Below are 24647 nucleotides of genomic sequence, written 5' to 3' on the forward strand. Positions count from 1 at the left end.
TCTTGGTGATTCCGGGAAATACCAAAACGCCATGGGACTGCAGTTGCATAGAGGAACGCTGGATAGGCTGACACTCCAAATCCCTTCGTGCGAAAAACGCGACTGTCGTGCTAGGCCGCTGGGCGCGCGCGCCGGGTTCTGCTTGCGAGAGCGGCGGTGATCAGCGTGGCGGCCGCCTTGCCGGCAGCCTCCATATAGTCGGGGTCGCGATGCAGCAGGACGACGGCAAAGCTGCCGTCGAGCAGCAGCACGACCTGCCGAGCCAGCAGGGCCGCGTCGCCGAGCCCTCCATTTTCCAGTTCGAGCCGCAGCCAGGCTTCGAAGCTCTTCTTATGGGCAGCTCCGATCTTGATGGCGGGGTGCCCCGGCAGGTCGGCAAGTTCGGCGGCGGTGCGCAGGAAGCCACAACCCTTCCAGCGCGGATGACGGGCTGCCACGGCGAGGTTGCGGAAGATCGCCTCGATCTTGGCCGCGATATCCCCCTGCGCCTCCCCGAACCAGCGCCGGAACAGGGCGAGGTTGGGCTGGTCGCGGGCCGCCAGATAGGCGGCGATCAGGTCGTCCTTGCTGGTGAAATGATAATAGAGCGTACGCTTGGTGACACCGGCCTTGGCGGCAACCGCGTCGACGCCGACATTGCGGATGCCCTTGTCGTAGAACAGGCGCGCTGCCGCCGAAACGATACGCTCGCGCGTGGTGGTCGCAGGCTCGGACATGGCTTGCCCTCAATGTATACTGACAAGTGAGTATAGTTGTTGCCGCGGGGCATGCTATCCCTTCATGCGGAGTGAGGACTGTCGATGGCGATGGACATGACACCGGCCGCGCCGGTCGAGATCACCTGCGGGGATGGAGTCGTTCTCGCCGGCCATCTCTGGCCGGCGGAAGGCGGAGGGGGAGCGGGCACGGTCGTCATCAATGCTGCGACAGGTGTGCTTGCCCGCTATTATCACCGCTATGCCCGTTTCCTCGCCGAGCAGGGCTTCGATGCCATTACCTATGACTATCGCGGCATCGGCCTGTCGCGCCCCGCGGATCTGAGGCGCTGCGGCTATCGCTGGAGCGAGTGGGGAACGCGCGATTTCGAGGCCGTGCTGGGCTTTGCCCGGCAGCGCCGGCCCGACGGGCCCCTCTTCGTGGTCGGTCATAGCATCGGCGGTTTCCTGCCGGGACTTGCCGGCAACGCCCGCTGGATCGACCGCATGCTGACCATCGGCGCCCAATATGCCTACTGGCCCGATTATGCGCGCAGTCGTCGCCTCGGGCTGGTCTGGCGCTGGCATGTGCTCATGCCCCTGTTTACGGCGATATTCGGCTATTTTCCGGGCCGGCGGCTGGGCTGGCTGGAGGACCTGCCGGCCGGTGTCGCCCTGGAATGGAGTTTCCGCGGCAGGCATGCCGAGAGCAGCCATCCGCGCCGGGAGCGGGCGGAGATCCTCGCGCGTTTTGCCGCCGTCTCCGCACCGATCCTGGCGGTGACCATGTCCGACGACGAGTTCGGCACGGTGCCAGCCATCCGGCGTGCGCTGGCCTATTACCGGTCGAGCTCGGCGACCGCGGTGCGCCTGAAGCCGCAGGACTACGACTTGGCCGAGATCGGTCATTTCAGCCTGTTCCATGACCGGCACCGGGCCGGTTTCTGGCAGGATACGCTCGCCTGGCTGAGGGACGGGGTGAACCCCTGGCCGCACCGCCGTTTCGAGACGGCGGAATGAGTCGGGATCTGTCAGTGTCGCCCCAGCGGCAGAAACCGGCGCCTATTGCGGCGAGGCGGCGCCCTCGCAGGCCAGGCCGATCTGGTCCTTCAGCTCCTGGGCCTCGCGCGGGTCCTCCTTGGCCAGCAGGACGCAGGTGGTGAAATTGCCCTGCAGCTTGCCGTCGCGATAATAGCCCCAGTCCCGGATCCGGCTCCTGAGGAAGGTGAGCTGCTGGCCGAACGTCACATTGCCCACCAGTTCCGGGCGGTTGTTGACCTTGCCGGTAAAGCGGTCACCCCGATGGCTGACCTCGTTGAGCCAGAAATATTCGGTTTGTGTGCCCTGTACGATCGGCACCTTTACGACAAAGCCGCTGGCGCCGCTGACCTTGCCGTCCAGGGCGTCGATGAAATCGGGCAGACTGTCCTGGGCCTTGGCGAAGGCGGCCTTCATGGCAGGATCGTCGTCCCTGGCCTTGAAGGTCGCGTCGCGGCCGGCCTTCTGGGTCACGGTTTCGGCACTGGCCGCGGACAGGCCCAGAAAGGCCAGGCTCGTCAGGGCGAGGAGGAGGGCTCTCGTCATCGGCGGCTCCGATTGCTAGAGCAAAACGCGTTCAGGCATGAACGCCTATTTTCTCTAGCTCTTCGTTCCGACGCGTCTTTGCGATTCGAGGCGATTCCGTCAAATCGCAAAACGCTTTAGCGCCATCGTAGCGGCAGGACTGGCCGGATCGCAACGGGGGTGAACTTCCCGGGATCGCAGGCGTCCTCGCCTGCATCTTGAGCCGCGTCGTTTCCAACAGCAGGCGAGGACACCTGCGATCCCGGGAAACCAGGCCTTAGTGACGCAGTATCTTTGAAACTTGGCCTCAGAAGGCCGCCAGCATTGCTGTGAAACGGCCCAAGGCCGGGGCATCGAAATTGCCCACGCCGGTGAGTTGGAGATCGATGGCGTGGGGCCGCAGCGCGGCGGCGGCCGGCAGGAGCGCCGGCTCCGTCAGCCCGAGAAAGCAGGGCAGGCCAGCCAGTTCGATCAGGCGCCGGCAGGCGCTCAGATCATCCCCGCTGCCGACATGCAGATGCAGGGCATCGGCGAGGGAGGCATAGGCCTCCACCAGGACCTCGGCATCCGTGCCTCCAGGATCGATGGACTGGATGATCTTGCGGCCACGGATGATGCGCTTGAGGCCGGGATATTCGCCGGCGGCGATGGGCCTGGCCAGGCGAACGGCGAGCGCCGCCGAGGCGTCGACCTGCTGTGCCACGGTGCCGGCCGTCAGCGCGGGCGTGATCAGGACCGGCGTGACCGCCGGCGGCAGGCCGAGCGCGATCGCCGCCAGCATTTCGCTGCCTTCCGGGCCCGCCTGCGGAAAGGCGGTGGGGTCGAGCCCGATGGCATCGACACCCGCCTCGACCGCCATGCCGGCTTGCTCGCGGGAGGCGATCCCGCTGATCATCAGGCGAAGGCGGGGCACAGGCTCCGTCTCAGTCGATCGCTTCGCCGGGATAGGCGCCCCACAGATTGCTTTCCTGGATCCAGCCGTCGAAGCCCTCGCCCTGGATACGGCACCAGTTCGAGGCGCAATTCTTGATCGAGGCTTGCACGCCGGGCTGCAGCATGGCGACAGCCGTCGCCTTGGCGTCGGCGGTGGCATGGAGCGGCAGCGTCTGCTGCTTGGACCAGGGCGCGATCAGCGCCGTGCGCTTGCCCGAGAGCAGGTTCTGCAGCACCCAGCCTTCGGAGCCGTCGGCGTCGCGGATGCGCCGCCAGTTCTCGAATTCGGCGATCACTTCCACAGGCAGGTTGGACTTCTGGTAGATGAAGGACACGGTCTGGTCGCGCGAGGGGCCCTGGCGCACATTCACCCTGTCGGGCTTCAGGCTGACGAAGCGAGGCATCGGCAGGCCGGAGACCGGGCCGAGCTGGTCCTTGCCGGCCTTGGGGTCCGGCAGCGAACCGGTGACGTCATCGGCAGGCTTGTCCGGGATGGCGGCCTTGCCTGCGCCGGCGATGAAGGCGGCCACGGTGGGATCGGCCAGCGTATCGGCGCTGATGCCATCGCTCGCCGCACCCGTCGGCTGCTTCAGCCGCTTGTGGTGAAGATAGTAGACCCCGCCGGCGACGATGAGGGCGCAGAAGGCACCGGCAAAACCGATCTTGGCAATGGGACTCAAACGGGGCGCTTCTTCTTCGTAATGGGACATGCCGGACCTCGACGCACACACTCGCCCGCAACCTCTCTCTGTTGCTGCGCCTGCCTGTCTGTTAGAGGAAGGACAGTGATGGGCTGCGGGCTTATCGGCGCAGTTTGTCTGAGGGCGGTGAACGCCGTCTTAAAGTTTGCGGGAGGTCGGCATGTCGTTACGAAAAAAACCGCGGGTCGTGGTCACGCGCCGCCTGCCGGACAGCGTGGAAACCCGCATGCGCGAACTGTTCGACGCGCAACTGAACCTGACCGACGAGAAGATGTCGCAGGAGGCCCTGATCGAAGCGGTGAAGACGGCCGACGTGCTGGTGCCCACCATCAATGATCGCGTCGACAAGGCCTTGATCGAGGCGGCCGGCAGCAACCTCAAGCTGATCGCCAATTTCGGCAATGGCGTCGACAATATCGACGTCGAGGCGGCGGTCGCCCGCAAGATCACCGTGACCAACACGCCCCGTGTCCTCACCGAGGACACCGCCGACATGACCATGGCGCTGATTCTCGCCGTGGCCCGGCGCGTGACCGAGGGGGCCAGGGTGATTCCCGAAGGTGACAATGCCTGGCCCGGCTGGTCGCCGACCTGGATGCTCGGGCGCCGCATCACCGGCAAGCGCCTCGGCATCATCGGCATGGGCCGCATCGGCCAGGCCCTGGCGCGCCGGGCCAAGGCCTTCGGCCTGCAGGTGCATTACCACAATCGCCATCATGTCGACCCCGCCGTCGAGGCCGAGCTGGAGGCGACCTATTGGGATTCACTCGACCAGATGCTGGCCCGCATGGACATCATCTCGGTCAATTGTCCGCACACGCCGGCGACCTATCACCTGCTCTCGGCCCGGCGGCTGAAGCTGCTCAAGCGCGAGGCCCTGGTGATCAACACGGCGCGCGGCGAGGTGATCGACGAAACCACGCTTGCCAAGATGCTCGATGCCGGCGAGATCGCCGGCGCCGGGCTCGATGTGTTCGAGCATGAACCGGCGGTCAATCCCCGCCTGGTCAAGCTCGCCAAGAGCGGGCGCGTGGTGCTGCTGCCGCATATGGGCTCGGCCACCATCGAAGGCCGAACCGACATGGGCGAGAAGGTCATCGTCAATATCCGTGCCTTCATGGATGGCCATAGTCCGCCGGACAAGGTCCTGCCGGAGATGCTGTGAAACCAGGTGGGTCGATCTCCAGATCGACCCATGCATGCGAGTTGGGGCGCTGTCATTCCCGGCGCTGCCGAAGGCAGCGGGAAGGGAATCCAGGGGCACGAATGCGTCCCGCCGCTCCTGGATTCCCTTCCCCTCGCTGCGCTCGGCCGGGAATGACAGGTCGGACTTATGTAGATCGGTAAAAAGGGCACCCCCCAATGCGCGTTTATCTGGCCGGCCCCGAAGTCTTCCTGCCCAACGCCCGCGAGGTGCTCGACGCCAAGATCGAGCTCACCCGGCGCCATGGCTTTATCCCGGTCTCTCCGGGTGACCTGGAAATCCCGGCGCAGCCGACCAAGCGCGATTTCGGCCTCGCCATCAGCGCCGTCAATGAAAGGCTGATGCTGAGTGCCGATGCGATCATCGCCAATCTCACGCCCTTCCGCGGCATCGCCGCCGATACCGGCACGGTCTATGAGCTTGGCTTCATGTGCGCCCGCGGCTGTCCTGCCTTCGCCTTCTCCAATGTGGCCCAATCGCATTTCGAGCGGCTGCAGATCTATTACGACGGCCGGATCGCCGATGATGCGCAGGGCCGGCCGCGCGGCTCGGATGGCCTGGCGGTCGAGGATTTCGACATGGCCGAGAACCTGATGCTCGACGGTGGCATCGAGGCACGCGGCGGGGTTTTCGTCACGCGCGCGGCGGCGGCGGGCAAGCTCTTCGAAGACCTCGGCGCCTTCGAGGAATGCCTGCGGATCGCGACTGGACGGCTGTTGAGCATTTGAAAGGGCCCATACGATGCCGTCGCGTTACGAACTCGTTCTTTGCGATGTTTCGGGGAAGCACAAGCCGGTGGCGATCTTCGCCTCGTCCAGCCCCTTCATGCCGCTGAGCGTGGGGAACGCTTCGATGATCAGGGTTGGGATCGGCTTAATGGGGTAGGCAGCTGAGAACTCGGTAATTCCTTCCCTTTGCGGAGAAGGTGACTGCAGGCGGATGAACGGGCAGCGCGCCCAGTTTGGATCAAAGTGTAATGGTCTTCTAACTATACGTATACTTCAAAGCTATCGATGCACATGAAAACTTCCGAAATGTCGATCGAGTCGTTTCTATTTCTAAGATATTTCAATTCTGGCAAAACATATGCGCTGAATCCGTACGCCGTATGATCGCGGCTCTGCCTTGGATGTCTATCCCAGGAGCGGCAAATCAAATATTCATCCTTCTCGATCCACGGATCATAAGCGCAATCTTTTCCAAGCGGCGAATTGTTTCTAAGTATATCTTTCACGATCCTGCCAGCCAAGGAGGGAAGGTGCAGAGAAATGGCAGTTTCGCCATCGCCTCTATAGCTAAGGCCTCGAAAAACATAGATATAAGAATTGGGGCATTCAGAATGGAAGTAAGTCATTGATTCTTTTGAATTTATCTCTCCATGTGCTCGCTTCCAATTTTTAGGTGCTGCATCTTCATGGCGTTTTCGTTCTTCGATCTCGCGGCGAATCGTACGAGGATCGAGATTCAGCCACTGTGTGTCTTCGGTTCCTCGTGAATTGAATGCCATGTGATTCATATATTTCATAAAATGGAAATCGTTCTTTATTCTCTCGGGAAATGGTTTCGTTAGAGGCGTCCAGTTATTTTTGTATAGAACGGCTTCATAGCCGTTCCTGAGGTGCAGGGACGACAGTATTCTTCGAAGTATATCTATCTGAGTTTGCATGACGCGAATTCTGCCTTGAGGGTACCCATTCTACGCGAAACGCGAAAGCATTCCATCGACCTGTTTAGGCCGCGCCACCTCACGGTCATCCTCGGCAATGGCGCGCGTTTGCCTTGGCTTTCGCCGGCCTGGGATTGAAGCTGGCTTTCTCGCGGTTGTGATGTCGGAAATACGCCGGCGCCGACGTCCTTGTTGCAGAGGATGCGATGTGCCGGAGGACCTGCCGATGACCGATAAGACCCGAATTGAACTGCTGAACATCAATCACCCCGGCAAGGCCTGGGCGGCGGATGCGGCCATGTACGCGGCGATGAAGGCCGCCATTCTGGCCTTGCTGCCGGATGGCAAGCCGGGCCTGACCGTGGCGCAGATCCAGGCCCGGGTGCCGGCCCTACTGCCGGAGAATCTCTATCCCGGCGGTGCCAAGGCGGGCTGGTGGGTCAAGGCCGTGCAGCTCGACCTCGAGGCGCGGAGTATCATCCGGCGCGAGAAGGTCTCGCCGCTACGTCTTCACAAGGCCTGACTCGTTTGAGAAAGGCCTCCTGGCCCTTCTCAAAAAAATACTTCGGCTCTTGTCAGAGCAGTCCGTTTTCCTGGGCCAACACGCGCAGATTGGTCTGCGGGCGGGCTCCGACATGCTGGATCACCTCGGCGGCGGCCAGCGCGCCGAGCTTGAGCGAGGCCAGATGCGGCAGGCCGCGGGCAAGGCCGAACAGGAAGCCTGAGGCGAAGAGGTCGCCGGCGCCGGTGGTATCGACCAGCTTGTCGATCGGGAAGGCCGGCACGGAGACGCGCGTGCCGCCCTCGATCGCCAGCGCCCCGTCTTCCGAGCGGGTCACGATGGCGAGGCGGCAGTCCTTCTCGACCTGGGCGAGCGCCGTCTCGAAATCAGAGGTCTCGTAGAGCGACTTGATCTCCTGGGTGTTGGCGAACACGGTGTCGACCACGCCCGAGCGCATGAGGTGGAGGAACTCGCCGCGGAAACGGTCGACGCAGAAGGAGTCGGACAGGGTGATCGCCACGCGCCGTCCGGCCTTGTGGGCGATATCGGCGGCTTTCAGGAAGGCGTCCTTGGCATCCTGGGGATCCCACAGATAGCCTTCCATATAGGTGATGGCGGCGCCTCGCACGACATCCTCTTCGATGTCGGCCGGGCCGAGCAGATGGCAGGCGCCGAGATAGGTGTTCATCGTGCGCTCGCCATCGGGCGTGATGAAGATGAAGCTCTTGGCGGTGGAGGGACCCTCCGTCAGCGGCACCGTCTCGAAATGGGTGCCCTGGGCGCGCAGGTCGTGGGTGAAGACCTTGCCGGCTTCGTCCCGCTTTACCTTGCCGAAATAGGCGGTCTTTCCACCCAGAGAGGCGACGCCGACTGCCGTATTGGCGGCCGACCCGCCCGAGATCTCGATGCTCTGGCCCATGGCGGCGTAAAGGTGGTCGGCCCGTTCCTCGCTGGTGAGGATCATGGCGCCCTTGGCGAGGCCTTCGCGGACCAGGAAATCGTCTTCGGTCTGGGCAAAGACATCGACAATGGCGTTGCCGATGGTGAGAACGTCGAAACGAGGTTTCGCGCTGGAAGGGGATTTGGGCATGCAGTATCTCTGTTTTGCGCGCGCGGACTATAGCGATGTGCTGCGTTGCGGCAAGGAAGAGTTGCGACGCAACCAGTGCCGTCGCTGTCGTTCGGAGTTCTGATGGCCTTCCTGCGTAACGCTGCCTCGGTCGGATTCGCGACTCTCGCCTCCCGCATTCTCGGTTTCATCCGTGACACCATGGTGGCGGCGGCGCTGGGGGCCGGGCCTGTGGCCGATGCCTTCGTGGTCGCCTTCCGCCTGCCGAGCCTGATGCGCCGGCTGTTTGCCGAAGGTGCCGTCAACACGGCTTTCGTACCTCTTCATGCCGAGGCCGAACGACGCGGCGAGGGCGAGGCCTTTTCCGACCAGGTCTTCACGCAGGTCGCCCTGGCGTTCTTCCTGGCCTCGGCCCTGGCCCTCGTGGCGATGCCGCTGCTGATCGAGCTGATTGCACCCGGGTTCGGCAAAGGCGGCGGCCGTGTCGATCTTGCGGTTGCCCTGTCGCGTATCACTTTCACCTATTGCCTGGCGACGGCCGTGATGGTGGTGGCTTCGGCCGTGCTCAACGTGCATGGCCGTTTCACGGTGGCGGCCTATGCACCGGCGCTCGTCAATGTCGTTACCATCGCCGCCCTGCTCGGCGCCCCCTTGCTGGCCCGGCTCGACCAGGAGGCTTTGGCGCGCCTGCTGGCCTGGTCGATCTTCGTCGGAGGCCTCGCCCAGGGTGGACTGGTTTTCTGGGCCCTCCATCGGGCCCGCCTGCGGCTGCGGCTGGTCAAGCCGCGTTGGACACCTGCAGTCCGGCGTTTCTTCCTGCTCGCATTGCCGGGGGTGCTGACGGCGGGGGCGACGCAGGTCAACGCCTTCATCGGCCTGATCGTGGCCTCCGCCGATCCCGGTGCCGTGACTTGGCTCTATTATGCCGATCGCCTCTACCAGCTGCCGCTGGGCATCATCGCGGTGGCGCTCGGCAACGCCCTGCTGCCGGAACTCGCCCGGGCCAGCAGCCAGGAAGACCGGCAGGCCGAGAGTGGTACTCTCAGCCGCGCGGTCGAATTCGCGGCCTTTCTCAGCTTACCGGCAGCGCTGGCCCTGATCGTGCTGGCCGGGCCCATTGTCTCCGTCCTGTTTGAGCGTGGCGCCTTCTCCGCCAATGACAGCGCCGCCACGGCGCTGGCGCTGGCGGGGTTTGCCGCTGGCCTGCCGGCCTTTGCCGGGGCCAAGGTGCTGCAGCCTCTCTTTTTCGCGCGCGCCCGCATGCGGCTGCCCTTCATCATCGCGCTGATCGGCGCCGTGGCCGACGTGGCCCTGTCGCTCGCGCTCTTTCCGGTCTGGCGCCAGGTCGGCATTGCCGCCGCCGCGGCGGCCTCCGGCTGGATCAATCTCGTCGTGCTGGCCCTGTTGGCCTGGCAAAGCGGGCTGTTGCAACTCGACAGGCCCGCCTGCCGCCGACTGCCCCGGATCGCTGGCGCCGCCGTCCTGATGCTGGCTGCCCTTTATGGAGCGGTGGGGGCCGTGGAGAGCTGGCTGATCGCAGGGCAGCCCCTGGCGGTGCGCGTAGTGACCCTTGCACTCCTCTGCGGCGGGGGGCTGATTTTCTACCTGGGTGCTTGCCTGCTGCTGGGAGCCATCGATCGCAAGGCCGGACTGCGGGCGCTACTGGCAGGCCGTGCGCCGGAGGCCGGCGGATAACCATCGGCCTTCATTGCGAATTCGGCCGTCGAAGCGCCCCATCCTGTCACGGCTTGAAGCCGGTGCGGTCGGCCGCAGTGATGGTCCTGATGACCTGGGCTGGAACGCCGGCGGCAATCACGTTCGGCGGGATGTCGCGCGTGACCACGCTGCCCGATCCGACGATGGCATTGTCGCCGATACTCACGCCCGGATTGATATGGACGCCGGCACCAACCCAGACCCGATTGCCGATTCGTACCGGCCTGGCCTGGCAGGCGCCGGCAGCACGCTCGATCGGATCGATGGCATGGTTGGCGGTGTAGATGCCGACCCGCGGCCCGAGCAGCACGTAATCCCCGATCTCGACGCTGGCGCCATCCAGGATTACGCAGTCGAAATTGGCGTAGAAGGAGCGTCCGATGCTGATGTTGAAGCCGAACTCGCAGCGAAAGCTTGGCTCGAACAGGGCGCCGGGGCCGACCGATTTCAACAGGCTGCGCAGGATGGCCTCGCGCACTTCGGCCGTCTCGCCGATGCTGCGATGATAGGCGCTGGTGAATTCGACCGCCCTGGCACGTGCCGCGATCAGTTCGGAAGTGAGGTCGTTATAGACGGCGCCGCTGAGCATCAGGGCGCGCTGGGCTTCCAGATCCACCGGGACCTCCTGTCTTCGAGAAGTGCGGCTCAGCCGAACACCGGGCGCATGAAGCTGCGTTCATAGCGCACGATGCTGCGAACCTGCTTTTCCTCAGCCAGGATGGCCTGGCATTCCGGATCGACGGCCAGGCGCTGGCGATAATCCTCATAGGCGGCAAGGCTGGGGAAGCTGAACAGCGCATAAGCAAGGTCGCTGGCGCCCTCATGCGGCAGGAAATAGCCGTGATGCGTGCCGCCCATGCGGTTGACCACGGGAATCCAGGCCTTGGCATAGGCTTCGAAGGCATCGAGCTTCCAGGGATCGACGACATATTTCAGATAGCAGGTAATCACGGATGGCCTCGCAGCTATGGCGTTTCGCGATTTGACGGAGTCACCTCGAATCGCAAAGACGCGTCGAACCGAAGAGTTGGAGCAGCAAGCGTTCAGTCGTGAACGCACGTTGCTCTGGAGCATGGTGCCGGAAAGAGGGCGCCCGTTTCCTACAACATCGGATCCGATTCTGGATCAGGCCCGCCGCTGCCGCGCAGGCAGATCAATAGTCGACGCCGGTGAGGTAGAGCCCGTGCGGCGGCGCCAGCGCGGCGCAGCGGGTGCGGTCGCGGGCTTCCAGCACATCGACCAGATCCGCCTTGCTCCAGTCGCCGGAGCCGACCCGGCGCAGCGATCCCACCATGGAGCGGACCTGGTTGTGCAGGAAGGAGCGGGCCGTGGCGATGACATGGATCTCGTCGCCCACGCGCATCACGTCGAGGCGGTCGAGCGTCTTCATCGGGCTCTGGGCCTGGCAATCGGCCGAGCGGAAAGTGGTGAAGTCGTGGTGGCCGATGAGACCCTGCGCCGCATGATGCATGGCTTCGGCGTCTAGGGACTTGCGGATATGCCAGGCGCGATGGCGCTCCAGCGCCAAGGGCGGGCGGCGGTCGATCAGCCGATAGAGATAGCGCCGGCCCCTGGCGGAGAAGCGCGCGTCGAAACTGTCGGGCATCTTCTCGACGCCGAGGATGGTGACATAGTCGTCCTGCAGGGTCAGGTGAGCGTTGAGCGCGTCGCGTACCCTGTCGGTGGTCCAGTCCTTGGCCAGCATCACCGAGGCGACCTGCCCTGTAGCATGCACGCCGGCGTCGGTCCGGCCGGCACCCTGGATGCGCAGGGTCTGGCCGGTGAAGGCGAGGATGGCCTCCTCGATCGCCTGCTGCGCAGACCGACCATTGGCCTGCGCCTGCCAGCCGACATAGGGCGTGCCGTCATATTCGATCAGGAGCTTGTAACGCGGCATTCGGGTACTTCGTTGCTGAAGTCAGGCCTCTACGCCATCAGGGCGCGGGAGTCACGCAAGCCGCGCGCCCTGCACCAGCGGCGCGCCCTTGAGGAATTCGGCGGCACCCATCGGAGTCTTGCCGGCGCGCTGGACCTGGACGAGGCGGATGGCGCCACTGCCGCAGGCGACCGTCAATTCGTCGTCGAGCAACGTGCCTGCGACGCCATAGCCATCGGCAAGCTGTGCGTGCAACACCTTCACCCGCTGCGAGCCCTGGCCCCAATCGGCTTCGAACCAGGCACCCGGGAAGGGAGATAGACCACAAATGTGGTTATGGATTTCCTGGGCCGGGCGCGACCAGTCGATACGGGCCTCTGCCTTGTCGATCTTGCGGGCATAGGTCACGCCCTCTTCTCTCTGGGCCGTGAAGGTGAGTGTGCCGCGCGAAAGGGCGCCGAGCGCCCGGGCCATCAGGTCGGCGCCGAGGAGGGAAAGGCGGTCATGCAGCTCGCCCGCCGTCATGTCCGGCTCGATTTCGATGCTGTCGGCCAGCGCGACCGGGCCGGTATCGAGGCCTTCCTCCATGCGCATCACCATCACGCCGGTCTTGGTGTCGCCGGCCATGATGGCGCGCTGGATCGGGGCGGCGCCGCGCCAGCGCGGCAGCAGCGAGGCATGCAGATTGAGGCAGCCTTCCGCCGGGGCCTCCAGGGCCGCCTTGGGCAGGATCAGGCCATAGGCGACCACCACGGCGACATCGGCGCCGAGGCCGGCGAAGGTGGCGATGGTTTCCTCGTCGCGGAAGCTCTTGGGCGTGAACACGGGAATGCCGAAGCCTTCGGCCAGTTTGTGCACCGGTGAAGGCGCCAGAGCCATACCGCGGCCGGCCGGCGCCGGCGGCCTCGTATAGACGGCAACGACCTCATGACCCTGGTTGAGGATCTCGGCCAGCACCGGGCGAGCGAACTCCGGCGTACCCATGAAAACGACGCGCAACGCCTCAGCCTTCCGCCGGGCGCGGAGCTTCGCGCTCGCGTTTCTCGCGCTTGAACTGCGGCAGTTCGCCGGTCTTGACCGCCTTGGTGAACTTGCGGATCACCATGTCGCGCTTGAGCTTGGAGATGTGGTCGATGAACAATTCGCCGTTGAGGTGGTCGATCTCGTGCTGCAGGCAGGTCGCCATCAATCCATCGGCTTCGAGCTCGGCCTGCTTGCCCTCGCGATCGATATAGGCGACGCGCACCGTGGCCGGCCGCTCGACATCGGCATAATAGTCGGGGATGGAGAGGCACCCCTCTTCATAGACGCTGCGCTCGTCCGACGACCACACGATCTCCGGATTGATGAAGACATGCGGCTCCGGCGGCTCGTCTTCCTTGGCGAGGTCGATGACGACAAGGCGGCGCGGCACGGCGATCTGGATCGCCGCCAGGCCGATGCCGGGCGCGTCATACATGGTTTCCAGCATGTCGTCGGCGAGCTGGAGCAGCTCCGCATCGACGCGCTCGATCGGCGCGGAGACGAGGCGGAGCTTGGAGTCGGGCAGGATGATGATCGGTTTGATGGCCATGTCAGGCAGATAGGATGCCGCGCGCGAGGCGTCAATGCGAAAGCGGGTTGGAGACGCTCCTGGGACCGCCGGCATCCTGCCGGCCTTTGGAACCACCGCGCTTGCAGGAGAGGAAGAAGCCGGCAGGATGCCGGCGGTCCCAGGAGAAACGGTACGAAACGCCCTATTCGAGCACGGTCATCACCTGTCCGCGCCGTTCCGGGCTGAAACGGATGACGACGATGATGCAGATGGCGACGACGCCAGCAAAGAGGGCCAGCGCATAGCCATAGCTGCTGCCGGGCGCCTCGGCTATGCCGGCCTGGTAGGGGCCGCCATAGGACGCAGCGAGATTGCCGGCCTGATAGATGAAGCCGGGCAGCGTCGCCCGCACGGAGCCCGGGGAAAGTTCGTTGAGGTGCACTGGAATGACGCCCCAGGCGCCTTGCACCGAGATCTGCATGATGAAGGCGCCGATGGCGAGCATCGTGGGCGTCGTGCTGTAGGCCCATAGCGGCAGGGTGGGCAGGGCGATCAGGCAGGCGATGGTGATGGCGTTGACGCGTCCGATCCGCTCGGACAGGGACCCGAAGAGCAGGCCACCGGCGATCGCACCGAGATTGGCGACGATGGTGATCCAGCTCACCGTGTGGGCATCGAAGCCGTGCTGTTTCTTCAGGAAGGTCGGATAGAGATCCTGCGTGCCGTGGCTGAAGAAATTGAAGAACATCATCAGCACCACGGCATAGAGGGCGATGCCCCAATGGCGCTGCAGGGTTTCGCCGAGACTAGGCTTCGCCTGGTCCCGCGCCTCGGTGAAAGCCGGCGATTCCGGCACATGCGACCGGATGAAGAGCACGATCAGGGCGGGCAGGACGCTGAGCAGGAACATGGTGCGCCAGCCGACGACATGGCCGCCGATGGTCTGGCCATAGATCAATCCATAGACGATGGCCGCCAGCAGATAGCCGGCCGGATAGCCTGCCTGGAGCAGGCCCGACACCAGGCCGCGGGCCGATGGCGGGATCGATTCCATCGCAAGCGAGCTGCCAAGGCCCCATTCGCCGCCCATGGCGATGCCGAAGATGGCGCGCAGGATCAGGAATACCATGAGATTGGGCGAGAAGGCGGCCAGGGCGCCGATCACCGAATAGCTGACGATGTTGAGCATCAGGATCGGCTTGCGCCCGAAGCGGTCGGCCAGCCTGCCGAAGATGAAGGCACCGATGAAGCGGGTCGCCAGAGTGAAGAACAAGGCTTCGGAAACGGCGGGAACGCCGACCTGGAATTCGGCCGCGATATCCGTGAGCAGGAAGGTCAGGAGGAAGAAGTCGAAGGCGTCGAGTGTCCAGCCGAGAAAGGAGGCGAGGACGGTCTTCTTCTGTTGTGAACTGAGGGGCAAGCGATTTCTCCCTTATGGCCATCGGCCGGCCACAGGGAAGGGACAGTCATTTCCATTCCTGCAGCCGCTTTTGCTTGGATCGACGCAATGAACGTCGCCAAGGAAGCCCCCTGCCGGCCATAGAAGTCCTGAAATCGTCGAAGCGCCACAAAAATATGCTGATTCAACTGATGCGTGTATTTGGTTGGGCATGCCCGCCGTCGAAGTTGAAACGCTCGACGATCACGCCGTCGTCTTGTCCTCGAACAGGCAGATGTCACGGATCAGGCAGGTGGGGCAGGCAGGCTTGATCGCCTTGCAGACATAGCGCCCATGCAGGATGAGCCAGTGATGGGCGTGGCGGGCATAGGCCGCCGGCACCACTTTCTCCAGCCCCAGTTCCACTGCCAGCGGCGTCTTGCCAGGCGCGAGGCCGGTGCGGTTGGCGACCCGGAAGAGATGGGTGTCCACGGCGATGGTCGGCAGGCCGAAGGCGATGTTGAGCACGACATTGGCGGTCTTGCGGCCGACGCCCGGCAGCGTTTCGAGGATCTCGCGCGAGCGCGGCACCTCCCCGCCATGGTCTTCCACCAGCAGCCGCGAAAGGGCGATGACGTTCTTGGCCTTGGTGCGGAACAGGCCGATGGTCTTGATGTGACCGATCAGCGCTTCCTCGCCGAGATCGATCATCTTGGCCGGCGTGTCGGCGATGGCGAACAGCGCCTTGGTCGCCTTGTTGACCCCGACATCGGTGGCCTGGGCCGAGAGCACCACCGCCACCAGCAAGGTATAGGCATTGACGTAGTCGAGTTCACCCTTGGGTTCGGGCAGGGCTTGCGAAAAGCGGCGGAAGATCTCGGTGATTTCGGCCTGCGGCAGGGCGGCGCGCTGGGTGCCGGCCGAGGCCGCGGCTGCGTTGGCCTTCGCCTTGGTCCGGCCTGCCGATTTTGTCGCAGGGGAGGCAACGGACAGGGCGGGCTTTTGAGTCTGGCGGCGGGGCATGAAAGGCTTATAGTGGGCGGCCATGCAAAGCGCCAACCCGAAAACGCCTCAAGAAGCGGTCCAAGAAGCGGTCTTGGAGGAGCCGGTCTTCGATGCCGTGCTCTATCCCCATCGCTCGCTCGGGCCGCGGGGCTTTCGCAACCTCCTCGTCGTGGTCGGCTGTGCCTCGACGCTGCTTTCCATCCCTTTCTACATGATGGGGGCTTGGCCCGTGGTCGGCTTCTTCGGGCTCGATGTCGGCCTGCTCTATGTGATGTTCAAGCTCAATTATCGCGGGGCGAGGCTGCGCGAACATGTGTTGCTTACGCCCATCAGGCTCTTGTTCTCGCGCATCGATCCCAAGGGGCAGCGCCGGGAATGGGTCTTCAACCCGCGCTGGGTGCGGCTGCAGCGCGACGAGCATGAGGAGTTCGGCGTGATGCGCCTGGCCCTGGTCCAGCGCGGCCGCGAGGTTGAAATCGCCCGTTTCCTGGGGGCCTCCGAGAAGGGCGAATTTGCCGACGCCTTTACCCGGGCTCTCAACAAGGCGCGGCGTGTCTGACGGCCTTGTCGTAGCTTTCGGGTGGGAAGCCCGGTGAAGCAGGTCTATCCAGGGCACAAGTGATGATGCCTGGAGACATCCGATGTCGATAACCCTGCCTGATTTTGCCGAGGTGCCGCTCGCTTCGCCGCTCGCCAATTCCCCCGAGGACTATGATCGCATCCGCAAGGCGGTCGCCTATATCACCAGGAAGGCGCAGCACCAGCCTTCGCTCGAGGACATTGCCGGCCATGTCGGCCTGTCGGTCTCGCATTTCCACCATCTCTTCCGGCGCTGGGCCGGCATCACGCCCAAGGATTTCCTGGCGGCGGTGACGCTCGACCGGGCCCGCGACCTCCTGCGCGATTCCGCCTCGATCCTGGATGCCACCTACGAGCTCGGCCTGTCGGGTCCGGCGCGCTTGCACGATCTGTTCGTGACCCATGAGGCGATGACGCCAGGCTCGTTCAAGACGGGCGGGGCGGGCCTCACCATTTCATATGGCTTCCATCCCTCGCCCTTCGGCACGGCGCTGGTGATGGTGGCACCGCTGGGCCTGGCCGGAGTCGCCTTCGCCGATCCGGGCGAGGAGGCCGTTGCTTTGGCCGACATGCGCAAGCGCTGGCCCAATGCGGAACTGCGCGAGGATTCGATGGTGACGGCCCCCTATGCCGGCCGCATCTTCGATCCGAGCCGGTGGCAGGCCGACAGGCCGCTCAATGTGGTGATGATCGGCACCGATTTCGAAGTGCGGGTCTGGCGCACCTTGCTGAAGATCCCGATGGGGCGGGCCACCACCTATGGCGACATCGCCAGCCATATCGGCAATCCCAAGGCCTCGCGCGCTGTGGGCGCGGCGGTGGGCAAGAACCCGCTGTCCTTCGTGGTGCCCTGCCACCGTGTCATCGGCCGTTCCGGCGAATTGACCGGCTATCACTGGGGCCTCACCCGCAAGCAGGCCATGCTGGGCTGGGAAGGCGGACGGGTGCGCAGCGGGACGGCGTAAGATAAGGGGAGCGCGGACATCTCAGCGACTTGAAGACATGTCGCGATGTCCGCTCTTCCTTTCCGGAAACGTTGCGGTTCCAAGAGCGGACAGGATGTCCGCGCTCCAAGGCTTACGCCAGGCTGCTACGGCCGATCTGGTCGATGCGCTCCACGCCGGTGAGCGTCATCGCCACCCGCATCTCCTTGGCGATGATGTCGAGCAGGTTCTCGACGCCGGCCTGGCCGGCGCTCGCCAGAGCATAGGCGAAGGCACGGCCGAGCATGACGCCCTTGGCCCCCAGGGCCAGCATGCGCACCACGTCGAGGCCGGAGCGCACGCCGGAATCGGCGAGCACGGTCAGCTTGTCGCCGACGGCGTCGGTGATCGCCGGCAAGGCCCTCGCGCTGGAGAGCACGCCGTCGAGCTGGCGTCCGCCATGGTTGGAGACCACGATGCCGTCGGCGCCGAAGGCGACGGCATCACGCGCATCCTCGGGGTCGAGAATGCCCTTGATGATCATCGGTCCCTTCCAGAATTCGCGGATCCATTCGAGATCCGACCAACTGATCGAGGGATCGAAATTCTTGGCGAGCCAGCCGATATAGTCGGCCAGGCCTGTGGGCTTGCCGAGATAGCGCGAGACATTGCCGAGGTCGTGCGGCTTGCCCATCAGCCCGACATCGAGGGCCCATTGCGGCTTGAACATCGACTGCAGGATGCGGCGCTGCGGGCCGAACGGGCCCGACATGCCCGAATGCGGATCGCGATAGCGGGCGCCCGGGGTGGGCATGTCGACGGTGAAGACCAGCGTGGTGATGCCGGCGGCCTGGGCGCGCTCCAGGGCGTTCTTCATGAAGCCGCGGTCGCGCAGCACGTAGAGCTGGAACCAGATCGGGGCGGGGCTGGCCGGCACCACCTCCTCGATCGGGCAGATCGAGACGGTGGAGAGCGTCATGGCGATGCCCTTGGCAGCCGCGGCCTTGGCCACCTGCACCTCGCCGCGGCGGGCCAGCATGCCGGTGATGCCGACGGGCGCGAGGATCACCGGCATGGCGAATTTGCGCCCGAAGATCTCGGTCTCCAGGCTCAGCTTGTCGACATTCTTGAGAATGCGCTGCCTGAGGCTGATCCCTTCGAGATCGCTGACATTAGCCCGCAGCGTGTGCTCGGCATAGGCGCCGCCATCGACATAGTCGAACATGAAGCGCGGCAGCTTGCGCCTGGCGGCGGCGCGATAGTCGGAGGGGGAGGCAATGATCATGGGAACGCAGGAAGCCGTAAGGAGATCGTTTCTCTCCGTTTAAGCATTATTGGAGGGGATGGCTATGCCTTCCCCTTCATTTTGTAAGACAAGTGCGCCGGAGCGCGCTTGCTTGCTGGAACCTCAGCCCTTCAGTTCCTGCTTGCTGGCGATGGTGGTATCCGGATTCAGGCGGTAGACGATCGGCACGCCGGTATCGAGCTCGCGCTTGACGATCTCCTCGCCCGTCAGGCCTTCGAGCGCCATGATCAAGGCGCGCAGCGAATTGCCATGGGCGCCGACCAGCACAGTCTTGCCGGCCATCACCTGGGGTTGGATACGGTAGATGTAATAGGGCAGCACGCGCGCCGCCGTGTCCTTCAGGCTCTCGCCGCCGGGCGGCGGCACGTCGTAGGAACGGCGCCAGATATGCACCTGCTCCTCGCCGAACTTCACGCGGGCTTCGTCCTTGTTGAGGCCGGAGAGATCGCCATAATCGCGCTCGTTGAGGGCCTGGTCGCGGATGGTCTCGAGGTCTTCCTGGCCGAGTTCGCCGAGAATGATCTTGGTGGTATGCTGGGCGCGCGACAGCACGGAGGTGAAGGCGATATCGGCCTTGAGCCCGAGCGCCTTGAGGCGACGCCCCGCCTCATGCGCTTCGGCCACGCCCTTCTCCGTCAGGCCGGGATCGCGCCAGCCCGTGAACAGGTTCTTAAGGTTCCAGTCGCTTTGGCCGTGGCGGCAGAGCACGAGAGTGGCGGTCATCAAAGGGGTCCCGTTTCAGGTCGCAATAGGGCTGACATAACCGGGATTGCAATTAATTGCACTGGCCGAATGCGCCGATGACTGGCAAAACGGTCGATGTCGCCGCCGCTGCTTTCTCGTCGGACCGTGTTTCAGGCGGCAGTCCCATCGACGATGTTGTCCGGTTCTCCTCGTGCGTGATCAAACCTCTCCTCTTCGCTATGGCTGGACTACCGGCGCCTGTGCCGCGGCGGCTGCCAAGGCTGCCTTTGCGGCGCTGCTCGGCGGGGAGTTTCCCGATCCGGTCGTCATCACCTTGCCGCGTGGCGAGCAGCCGGCCTTCGCCCTGGCGCGGTACGAAAGGGGCGAGGGCTATGCCTGCGCCACCATCGTCAAGGATGCGGGCGATGATCCCGACGTCACCCACGGTGCCCTGGTCTCCTCGACGGTGCGCCCTGGCGAACCGGGCACCGGGGTTACCTTCCGGGCGGGGCAGGGCGTAGGAACCGTCACGCGGCCGGGGCTGCCTTTGCCGGTGGGCGAGCCCGCCATCAATCCGGGACCAAGGGGTATGATTGCTGCGGCCATTGCCGAAGTCGCGGCCGCGCATGGCGTCGCCGGGGACGTCGAGGTCACCGTCGCCATCGCCGATGGCGAGGCGATCGCACGCAAGACCCTGAACGGTCGGCTCGGCATCGTCGGCGGCCTCTCTGTGCTCGGCACGACCGGCATCGTCGTCCCCTTTTCCTGCTCGGCCTGGATCCATTCGATCCATCGCGGCATCGACGTGGCACGCGGGGCCGGGCTTGATCATGTCGCTGGCGCTACCGGTGCCGCTTCGGAAGAGGCCGTGGCCAGGCTCTATGGCCTTCCGGAGATCGCACTGATCGACATGGGGGATTTCGTCGGCGGCATGCTGAAATATCTCAGGGTGCATCCGGTGCCGCGCGTCACCGTGGCCGGCGGCTTTGCCAAGATCACCAAGTTGGGCCAGGGCCTCCTGGACCTCCATTCGCGCGCCGGCCCGGTGGACCTGCGCTGGCTGGCGGAGCGGGTGGAGGAACTGGGCGGCAATGGCGAGACGGCCTATCGCGTCTCGCAGGCCAATACCGCGATCGAGGCTCTGGAGATCGCCGGGGAGGCGGGGCTCGATCTGCCGCCCCTGGTGGCGCGGTATGCCTTGAAGACGGCGAAGGCGGTGATGCGCGATGCGGAGATCAGCCTCGACATCGCCATTTTCGATCGTGACGGCCGGCTGTTGGCGCGTGCGGATTGAAATCCGGGTGCACGGGCATCTTGCCCATGCTGTCTACCCACAAACGCTGCGCTTCCAAGAACGGGTAAGATGCCCGCGCACCCGGAAATATCGCCTTGCTCAGCCGTGCCCGGTATTGGTGATGATGCAGTTGAGGAATTTCACATAGGAGCCCAGGCCGGTGCGCGGAGCAGGCTGGTGGCGGGCAAAACAGCGGTCCTGCACCTCGGCGGCGGGCGGCGCGCGCCAGATCCGGCGCAACTGGTTGTAGGACATGATTTCCTGCGTCTCGCAGTTCTGGATCATCACGGGATTTCCCTTGCCGAGCTGCTGGCAGAACAGCTTGTACTGGTAGACCGGCAAGGTGGTGGCCTGGGCGGGCAGGGCGCCTGCGCAGAAGGCGGACAGGCAGAGCAAGAGAGCGGCGAAACCGGACGCCGGACGCTTCATGATGGTATTCCTCGACCGAAAGGGCGTTGCCAAAAGGGCATCGCTCGGCCTGCTTACCCTGCCCGTGTTAAAAAAACGTCGCCGAGCATCATGCCCGACGAACTCGGATTGGGCAGCCCTTGCCTATTTTTGCCTTCTCAATAGGCTTGCCTAGTTCGAGGGCAAACCGATACGCTGCGGACGTTCCATGGTCGGGGGGTTCTCTTTTGTCGATCGTTGCCGCCCTCTATCACCGCACGACCTATGATTATGATCGTCCGGTGATCCTGTCTCCCCAGATCATCCGGCTCCGGCCCGCTCCTCATTCCCGAACGCGTATCGTCAGCTATGCGCTGAAGGTCGAGCCTGCTCAACATTTCATCAACTGGCAGCAGGATCCGCACGGCAATTGGCTCGCCCGCTTCGTGTTTCCGGAACCGGCGACCCGTTTCCAGATCGAGGTCGACCTCGTTGCCGATTTTTCGGTGATCAATCCCTTCGATTTCTTCGTGGAGGACTACGCCACCCATCTGCCCTTCGCCTATCCGGCCGAGCTGGCGCATGAGCTCGCGCCCTATCTGGAGATCGAGCCGGCAGGAGAGGGGCTGGCTGCCTTCATGGCCTCGATCGACATGGGTGGCCAGCAGGTCGTCGATTTCCTCGTCGGGCTCAACCAGCGCCTGCAGAGCGAAATCGCCTATACGATCCGTATGGAGCCGGGCGTGCAAAGCCCGGAGGAGACGCTGGCGTTGCGCTCGGGCTCCTGCCGCGACAGCGCCTGGCTGCTGGTGCAGGTCCTGCGCCGGCTCGGCCTCGCCGCGCGTTTCGTCTCCGGCTATTCGATCCAGCTCACCCATGATCTCAAGGCGCTCGACGGCCCGCGCGGCGTCGATGCCGATTTCGCCGACCTGCATGCCTGGGCCGAGGTCTATCTGCCGGGTGCGGGCTGGATCGGCATGGATGCCACCTCCGGGCTGCTCACCGGCGAAGGTCACATCCCGCTGGCGGCGACACCTCATTATGCCTCGGCGGCCCCGATCAGCGGCTCGCTGAGCGCGGCCGGGCCCGTCAAGACCGAATTCTCCTTCGAGATGCCAGTGCGGCGCATCGCCGAATCCCCGCGCGTGACCTTCCCCTTCTCCGATGAGAGCTGGCGCGAGCTCGATGCGCTGGGCCAGGAGGTCGAGGCCGATCTCGTCAGCCAGGACGTGCGCCTGACGCTGGGCGGTGAGCCCACTTTCGTCTCCATCGACGACTATCAGGGTGAGGAGTGGAACACCGGTGCGGTCGGCCCGACCAAGCGCGGCCTTGCCGACAGTTTGATCCGCCGCCTGCGCACGGCCTTCGCGCCCGGCGGGTTCCTGCATTACGGCCAGGGCAAATGGTATCCCGGCGAATCCCTGCCGCGCTGGGCCTTCGCGCTCTACTGGCGCAAGGACGGCCAGCCGATCTGGCGCAACGCCGAGCTGATCGCCCGCGAACCGAAGCCGGCGGGCGGGCCGAACGGCAAGCATCCGATCCGCAAGGTCTTCGATCCCGAGCCGATGCGCATCCTGGCCGGGGGCGTGGCGGAGCGCCTGGGCATCGAGCCCGACTTTGCCGTGCCGGCCTATGAGGATGCTGCCCACTGGATTCTGCAGGAGGGCCAGCTACCCGACAATGTCGATCCGATGGAGTCGAAGCTCACCAATCCCGAGGACCGCGCCCGCATCGCCCGTGTCTTCGATCGCGGGCTCGACCAGCCGGCTGCCTATGTCCTGCCCGTGCAGCGCTGGAACGCGGAGCGGCGCGATGGCTGGGTCAGCGAACTCTGGCGCATGCGCAGGGGGCACCTGTTCCTGGTACCTGGCGATTCGCCGGCCGGCTACCGGCTGCCGCTGTCGAGCCTGCCCCACGTCCCGCCCGCCGCCTTTCCGCATGTGCATGCAGCCGATCCGATCGTGCCGCGCGGCCAGTTGCCGGACCGATCGGAGCTGTCGCGCCAGTTCCGGCGCATCGACGCCAACAAGGAGGGCAGCCTCAAGCAGCAGACGCAGGTCGGCCAGGAGTTCGGCACCGGCGTGGTGCGCACGGCGATGACCTTCGAAATCCGCGACGGCGTTTTATGCGTGTTCATGCCGCCGGTGGCCGGCGTCCAGGATTATCTCGAATTGCTCGCCGCCGTCGAGGAGACGGCCGAGGCCAGCGGCCTGACCGTGCATATCGAAGGCTACCCCCCGCCTTATGATCCACGCATCCAGGTGATCAAGGTCACGCCCGATCCCGGCGTGATCGAGGTCAATATCCAGCCTGGCGCCTCCTGGGCCGAGACGGTGGCGATCACCTCCACCATCTATGAGGAGGCCAGGCTCAGCCGGCTCGGCGCGGACAAGTTCATGATCGACGGTCGCCATGTCGGCACCGGCGGCGGCAACCATGTCGTGCTCGGCGGCGTTACGCCCGCCGACAGCCCCTTCCTCCGGCGGCCGGACCTGCTCAAGAGCATCGTGCTCTACTGGCAGCGCCATCCTTCGCTGTCCTATCTATTCTCGGGATTGTTCATCGGGCCGACCAGCCAGGCGCCGCGCATCGACGAGGCCCGGCATGACAGCCTCTACGAACTCGAGATCGCCATGGAGCGAATCAGGGGGCCGCATATCGGCAGGCCCGCCGACAACCCGCCGCCCTGGCTGGTCGATCGCCTCTTCCGCAACCTCCTGGTCGACGTCTCCGGCAACACCCATCGTGCCGAGATCTGCATCGACAAGCTCTATTCGCCGGATTCGGCCACGGGCCGTCTCGGCCTGATCGAGTTCCGCTCCTTCGAGATGCCGCCGGACTATCGCATGTCGCTGGCCCAGCAGCTTCTGCTGCGGGCCCTGATCGCCTGGTTCTGGCGCGAGCCGCAGGAGGGCTCCTTCGTGCGCTGGGGCAGCCAGCTGCATGACCGCTTCATGCTGCCCTATTTCGTCTGGGCCGATTTCCAGGACGTGCTCGCCGATCTCGCCCGCGCCGGCTATGCCTTCGATCCGGTGTGGTACCAGGCTCAGCTCGAATTCCGCTTCCCGTTCTACGGCAAGGTCGATTATGAAGGGGTGAGCCTGGAAGTGCGCCAGGCCCTCGAGCCTTGGCATGTGCTGGGCGAGGAGGGCTTTGCCGGGGGAACGGTGCGATACGTGGATAGTTCAACCGAGCGGCTGCAGGTCAAGGTCGAGGGCTTCAATCCGGCCCGCCATGTCATCGCCTGCAATGGCCGGCGCCTGCCGATGAACGCCACCGGCCGGGCCGGGGAGGCCGTTGCCGGCGTACGCTTCAAGGCCTGGCAGCCTGCCTCCGGCCTGCACCCGACCATCCCGGTGCATGCACCGTTGACCTTCGATGTCATCGACACCTGGTCGAACCGCTCGCTCGGTGGCTGCACCTATCATGTCGCCCATCCGGGCGGGCGCAATTACGAGACCTTCCCGGTCAACGCCTATGAGGCACAGGCCCGGCGCCTCGCCCGCTTCCAGCCCATCGGCCACACGCCGGGCTGGCCGGCGGTTCCGTCCGAGGAAAGCAATGGGGAGTTTCCCTTCACCCTCGACCTGCGCAGGGCGGCTCGATGAGGGGGAGAAAGACAGCGGATGTTT

The 24647-nt window shown here is 64.7% G+C and carries 25 protein-coding genes; 9 read left to right on the forward strand and 16 right to left on the reverse strand.

Translation table 11 applies throughout. From position 1 onward, the window contains the following. Positions 1-110 precede the first annotated feature (110 nt). The gene (locus QM672_RS13930) at positions 111-716 is read right to left on the reverse strand and encodes a helix-turn-helix domain-containing protein (protein ID WP_311938575.1); all 606 of its coding nucleotides are present in this window, start codon (positions 714-716) and stop codon (positions 111-113) included. An 84-nt stretch (positions 717-800) separates the two neighbouring features. Between QM672_RS13930 and QM672_RS13935 the strand changes: the two genes are divergently transcribed. Next, positions 801-1715: an alpha/beta fold hydrolase gene (locus QM672_RS13935; RefSeq protein WP_367625521.1), complete on the forward strand. Its 915-nt coding sequence runs from the start codon at positions 801-803 to the stop codon at positions 1713-1715. A 42-nt stretch (positions 1716-1757) separates the two neighbouring features. Here QM672_RS13935 and QM672_RS13940 read toward each other — a convergent pair whose 3' ends face one another. The 3 genes from QM672_RS13940 to QM672_RS13950 all read right to left on the reverse strand — a co-directional run bounded on the left by QM672_RS13940 (position 1758) and on the right by QM672_RS13950 (position 3901). After that, positions 1758-2279 carry a YegJ family protein gene (locus QM672_RS13940; protein WP_311938579.1) on the reverse strand — a complete coding sequence of 174 codons (522 nt, stop codon included), beginning with the start codon at positions 2277-2279 and terminating at the stop codon, positions 1758-1760. 286 nt (positions 2280-2565) lie between these two features. Further along, entirely contained in the window at positions 2566-3171 is a 606-nt protein-coding gene (locus QM672_RS13945) for a hypothetical protein (RefSeq protein WP_415083230.1), read from the reverse strand. A 10-nt stretch (positions 3172-3181) separates the two neighbouring features. After that, on the reverse strand, positions 3182-3901 hold the full coding sequence (locus tag QM672_RS13950; RefSeq protein ID WP_311938582.1) for an SH3 domain-containing protein: 720 nt from the start codon (positions 3899-3901) through the stop codon (positions 3182-3184). 151 nt (positions 3902-4052) lie between these two features. Here QM672_RS13950 and QM672_RS13955 point away from each other — a divergent pair, with 151 nt between their 5' ends. Together QM672_RS13955 and QM672_RS13960 are read left to right on the forward strand one after the other, a co-directional pair. Continuing rightward, positions 4053-5057: a 2-hydroxyacid dehydrogenase gene (locus tag QM672_RS13955; protein ID WP_311938584.1), complete on the forward strand. Its 1005-nt coding sequence runs from the start codon at positions 4053-4055 to the stop codon at positions 5055-5057. A gap of 197 nt (positions 5058-5254) precedes the next feature. Next, the gene (locus QM672_RS13960; RefSeq protein ID WP_415083233.1) at positions 5255-5824 is read left to right on the forward strand and encodes a nucleoside 2-deoxyribosyltransferase; all 570 of its coding nucleotides are present in this window, start codon (positions 5255-5257) and stop codon (positions 5822-5824) included. 260 nt (positions 5825-6084) lie between these two features. On the opposite strand, the gene QM672_RS13965 is transcribed toward QM672_RS13960, so the two are convergent. Beyond that, positions 6085-6621 (reverse strand): hypothetical protein, encoded by a 537-nt coding sequence (locus tag QM672_RS13965; RefSeq protein ID WP_415083235.1) that lies wholly within the window; start codon positions 6619-6621, stop codon positions 6085-6087. 367 nt (positions 6622-6988) lie between these two features. Between QM672_RS13965 and QM672_RS13970 the strand changes: the two genes are divergently transcribed. Next, positions 6989-7285, forward strand: coding sequence for a DUF6958 family protein (locus QM672_RS13970; protein WP_367625525.1), 297 nt, complete (start codon positions 6989-6991; stop codon positions 7283-7285). A 52-nt stretch (positions 7286-7337) separates the two neighbouring features. Here the strand turns inward: QM672_RS13970 and QM672_RS13975 are convergent, their stop codons facing one another. Then, on the reverse strand, positions 7338-8354 hold the full coding sequence (locus QM672_RS13975) for an adenosine kinase (RefSeq protein ID WP_367625526.1): 1017 nt from the start codon (positions 8352-8354) through the stop codon (positions 7338-7340). Between the two features lie 102 nt (positions 8355-8456). Here QM672_RS13975 and murJ point away from each other — a divergent pair, with 102 nt between their 5' ends. Beyond that, positions 8457-10028: a murein biosynthesis integral membrane protein MurJ gene (murJ, locus tag QM672_RS13980; protein WP_311938596.1), complete on the forward strand. Its 1572-nt coding sequence runs from the start codon at positions 8457-8459 to the stop codon at positions 10026-10028. A 46-nt stretch (positions 10029-10074) separates the two neighbouring features. Here the strand turns inward: murJ and QM672_RS13985 are convergent, their stop codons facing one another. The 7 genes from QM672_RS13985 to nth form a co-directional block, all read right to left on the reverse strand. Then, complete coding sequence (locus tag QM672_RS13985; protein ID WP_415083237.1) at positions 10075-10665, reverse strand: sugar O-acetyltransferase; 591 nt, start codon at positions 10663-10665, stop codon at positions 10075-10077. Between the two features lie 29 nt (positions 10666-10694). Continuing rightward, positions 10695-11000, reverse strand: coding sequence for an NIPSNAP family protein (locus QM672_RS13990; RefSeq protein WP_367625528.1), 306 nt, complete (start codon positions 10998-11000; stop codon positions 10695-10697). A gap of 202 nt (positions 11001-11202) precedes the next feature. Next, positions 11203-11946 carry a tRNA pseudouridine(38-40) synthase TruA gene (gene truA / locus QM672_RS13995; protein ID WP_415083239.1) on the reverse strand — a complete coding sequence of 248 codons (744 nt, stop codon included), beginning with the start codon at positions 11944-11946 and terminating at the stop codon, positions 11203-11205. A 51-nt stretch (positions 11947-11997) separates the two neighbouring features. Then, complete coding sequence (gene fmt, locus QM672_RS14000) at positions 11998-12924, reverse strand: methionyl-tRNA formyltransferase (protein ID WP_415083241.1); 927 nt, start codon at positions 12922-12924, stop codon at positions 11998-12000. Positions 12925-12928: 4 nt separating this feature from the next. Then, complete coding sequence (gene def / locus QM672_RS14005; RefSeq protein ID WP_311938604.1) at positions 12929-13498, reverse strand: peptide deformylase; 570 nt, start codon at positions 13496-13498, stop codon at positions 12929-12931. Positions 13499-13661: 163 nt separating this feature from the next. Continuing rightward, positions 13662-14879 carry an MFS transporter gene (locus QM672_RS14010; protein ID WP_367625531.1) on the reverse strand — a complete coding sequence of 406 codons (1218 nt, stop codon included), beginning with the start codon at positions 14877-14879 and terminating at the stop codon, positions 13662-13664. Between the two features lie 222 nt (positions 14880-15101). After that, the gene (gene nth / locus QM672_RS14015; protein ID WP_311938608.1) at positions 15102-15884 is read right to left on the reverse strand and encodes an endonuclease III; all 783 of its coding nucleotides are present in this window, start codon (positions 15882-15884) and stop codon (positions 15102-15104) included. Positions 15885-15933: 49 nt separating this feature from the next. Between nth and QM672_RS14020 the strand changes: the two genes are divergently transcribed. Together QM672_RS14020 and QM672_RS14025 are read left to right on the forward strand one after the other, a co-directional pair. Further along, positions 15934-16401, forward strand: a complete 468-nt coding sequence (locus tag QM672_RS14020) for a DUF2244 domain-containing protein (protein WP_311938610.1) — start codon at positions 15934-15936, stop codon at positions 16399-16401. Positions 16402-16483: 82 nt separating this feature from the next. Next, a complete protein-coding gene (locus QM672_RS14025) occupies positions 16484-17386 on the forward strand; it encodes a methylated-DNA--[protein]-cysteine S-methyltransferase (protein WP_415083245.1) in 903 nt (300 codons plus the stop codon). 112 nt (positions 17387-17498) lie between these two features. On the opposite strand, the gene lldD is transcribed toward QM672_RS14025, so the two are convergent. Both lldD and QM672_RS14035 read right to left on the reverse strand, forming a co-directional pair. Next, positions 17499-18629, reverse strand: a complete 1131-nt coding sequence (gene lldD / locus QM672_RS14030) for an FMN-dependent L-lactate dehydrogenase LldD (RefSeq protein ID WP_415083247.1) — start codon at positions 18627-18629, stop codon at positions 17499-17501. Between the two features lie 123 nt (positions 18630-18752). Further along, complete coding sequence (locus QM672_RS14035; protein WP_311943636.1) at positions 18753-19373, reverse strand: 2,3-bisphosphoglycerate-dependent phosphoglycerate mutase; 621 nt, start codon at positions 19371-19373, stop codon at positions 18753-18755. A 172-nt stretch (positions 19374-19545) separates the two neighbouring features. On the opposite strand from QM672_RS14035, the gene QM672_RS14040 reads away from it, so the two are divergent. Further along, positions 19546-20628 carry a cobalt-precorrin-5B (C(1))-methyltransferase gene (locus QM672_RS14040; RefSeq protein WP_415083249.1) on the forward strand — a complete coding sequence of 361 codons (1083 nt, stop codon included), beginning with the start codon at positions 19546-19548 and terminating at the stop codon, positions 20626-20628. Between the two features lie 99 nt (positions 20629-20727). Here the strand turns inward: QM672_RS14040 and QM672_RS14045 are convergent, their stop codons facing one another. Next, complete coding sequence (locus QM672_RS14045) at positions 20728-21057, reverse strand: hypothetical protein (RefSeq protein ID WP_068293780.1); 330 nt, start codon at positions 21055-21057, stop codon at positions 20728-20730. A gap of 206 nt (positions 21058-21263) precedes the next feature. On the opposite strand from QM672_RS14045, the gene QM672_RS14050 reads away from it, so the two are divergent. Continuing rightward, on the forward strand, positions 21264-24623 hold the full coding sequence (locus QM672_RS14050; RefSeq protein ID WP_415083251.1) for a DUF2126 domain-containing protein: 3360 nt from the start codon (positions 21264-21266) through the stop codon (positions 24621-24623). Positions 24624-24647: the final 24 nt, after the last annotated feature.

The sequence above is a fragment of the Labrys sp. (in: a-proteobacteria) genome, assembly GCF_047605565.1.
GTDB classification, from domain to species: Bacteria; Pseudomonadota; Alphaproteobacteria; order Rhizobiales; family Labraceae; genus Labrys; species Labrys neptuniae.

What these genes read in the sequence shown, in the direction of transcription:
- QM672_RS13940 (WP_311938579.1), bottom strand. Translation starts at nt 2,279, where the DNA reads ATGACGAGAGCCCTCCTCCTCGCCCTGACGAGCCTGGCCTTTCTGGGC.
- QM672_RS14045 (WP_068293780.1), bottom strand. Translation starts at nt 21,057, where the DNA reads ATGAAGCGTCCGGCGTCCGGTTTCGCCGCTCTCTTGCTCTGCCTGTCC.
- QM672_RS13970 (WP_367625525.1), top strand. Translation starts at nt 6,989, where the DNA reads ATGACCGATAAGACCCGAATTGAACTGCTGAACATCAATCACCCCGGC.
- QM672_RS13960 (WP_415083233.1), top strand. Translation starts at nt 5,255, where the DNA reads ATGCGCGTTTATCTGGCCGGCCCCGAAGTCTTCCTGCCCAACGCCCGC.
- murJ (WP_311938596.1), top strand. Translation starts at nt 8,457, where the DNA reads ATGGCCTTCCTGCGTAACGCTGCCTCGGTCGGATTCGCGACTCTCGCC.
- QM672_RS13975 (WP_367625526.1), bottom strand. Translation starts at nt 8,354, where the DNA reads ATGCCCAAATCCCCTTCCAGCGCGAAACCTCGTTTCGACGTTCTCACC.
- QM672_RS13935 (WP_367625521.1), top strand. Translation starts at nt 801, where the DNA reads ATGGCGATGGACATGACACCGGCCGCGCCGGTCGAGATCACCTGCGGG.
- QM672_RS13965 (WP_415083235.1), bottom strand. Translation starts at nt 6,621, where the DNA reads ATGAAATATATGAATCACATGGCATTCAATTCACGAGGAACCGAAGAC.
- QM672_RS14035 (WP_311943636.1), bottom strand. Translation starts at nt 19,373, where the DNA reads ATGACCGCCACTCTCGTGCTCTGCCGCCACGGCCAAAGCGACTGGAAC.
- def (WP_311938604.1), bottom strand. Translation starts at nt 13,498, where the DNA reads ATGGCCATCAAACCGATCATCATCCTGCCCGACTCCAAGCTCCGCCTC.
- QM672_RS14025 (WP_415083245.1), top strand. Translation starts at nt 16,484, where the DNA reads ATGTCGATAACCCTGCCTGATTTTGCCGAGGTGCCGCTCGCTTCGCCG.
- QM672_RS13955 (WP_311938584.1), top strand. Translation starts at nt 4,053, where the DNA reads ATGTCGTTACGAAAAAAACCGCGGGTCGTGGTCACGCGCCGCCTGCCG.
- nth (WP_311938608.1), bottom strand. Translation starts at nt 15,884, where the DNA reads ATGGCCGCCCACTATAAGCCTTTCATGCCCCGCCGCCAGACTCAAAAG.
- lldD (WP_415083247.1), bottom strand. Translation starts at nt 18,629, where the DNA reads ATGATCATTGCCTCCCCCTCCGACTATCGCGCCGCCGCCAGGCGCAAG.
- QM672_RS13930 (WP_311938575.1), bottom strand. Translation starts at nt 716, where the DNA reads ATGTCCGAGCCTGCGACCACCACGCGCGAGCGTATCGTTTCGGCGGCA.
- QM672_RS13950 (WP_311938582.1), bottom strand. Translation starts at nt 3,901, where the DNA reads ATGTCCCATTACGAAGAAGAAGCGCCCCGTTTGAGTCCCATTGCCAAG.
- truA (WP_415083239.1), bottom strand. Translation starts at nt 11,946, where the DNA reads ATGCCGCGTTACAAGCTCCTGATCGAATATGACGGCACGCCCTATGTC.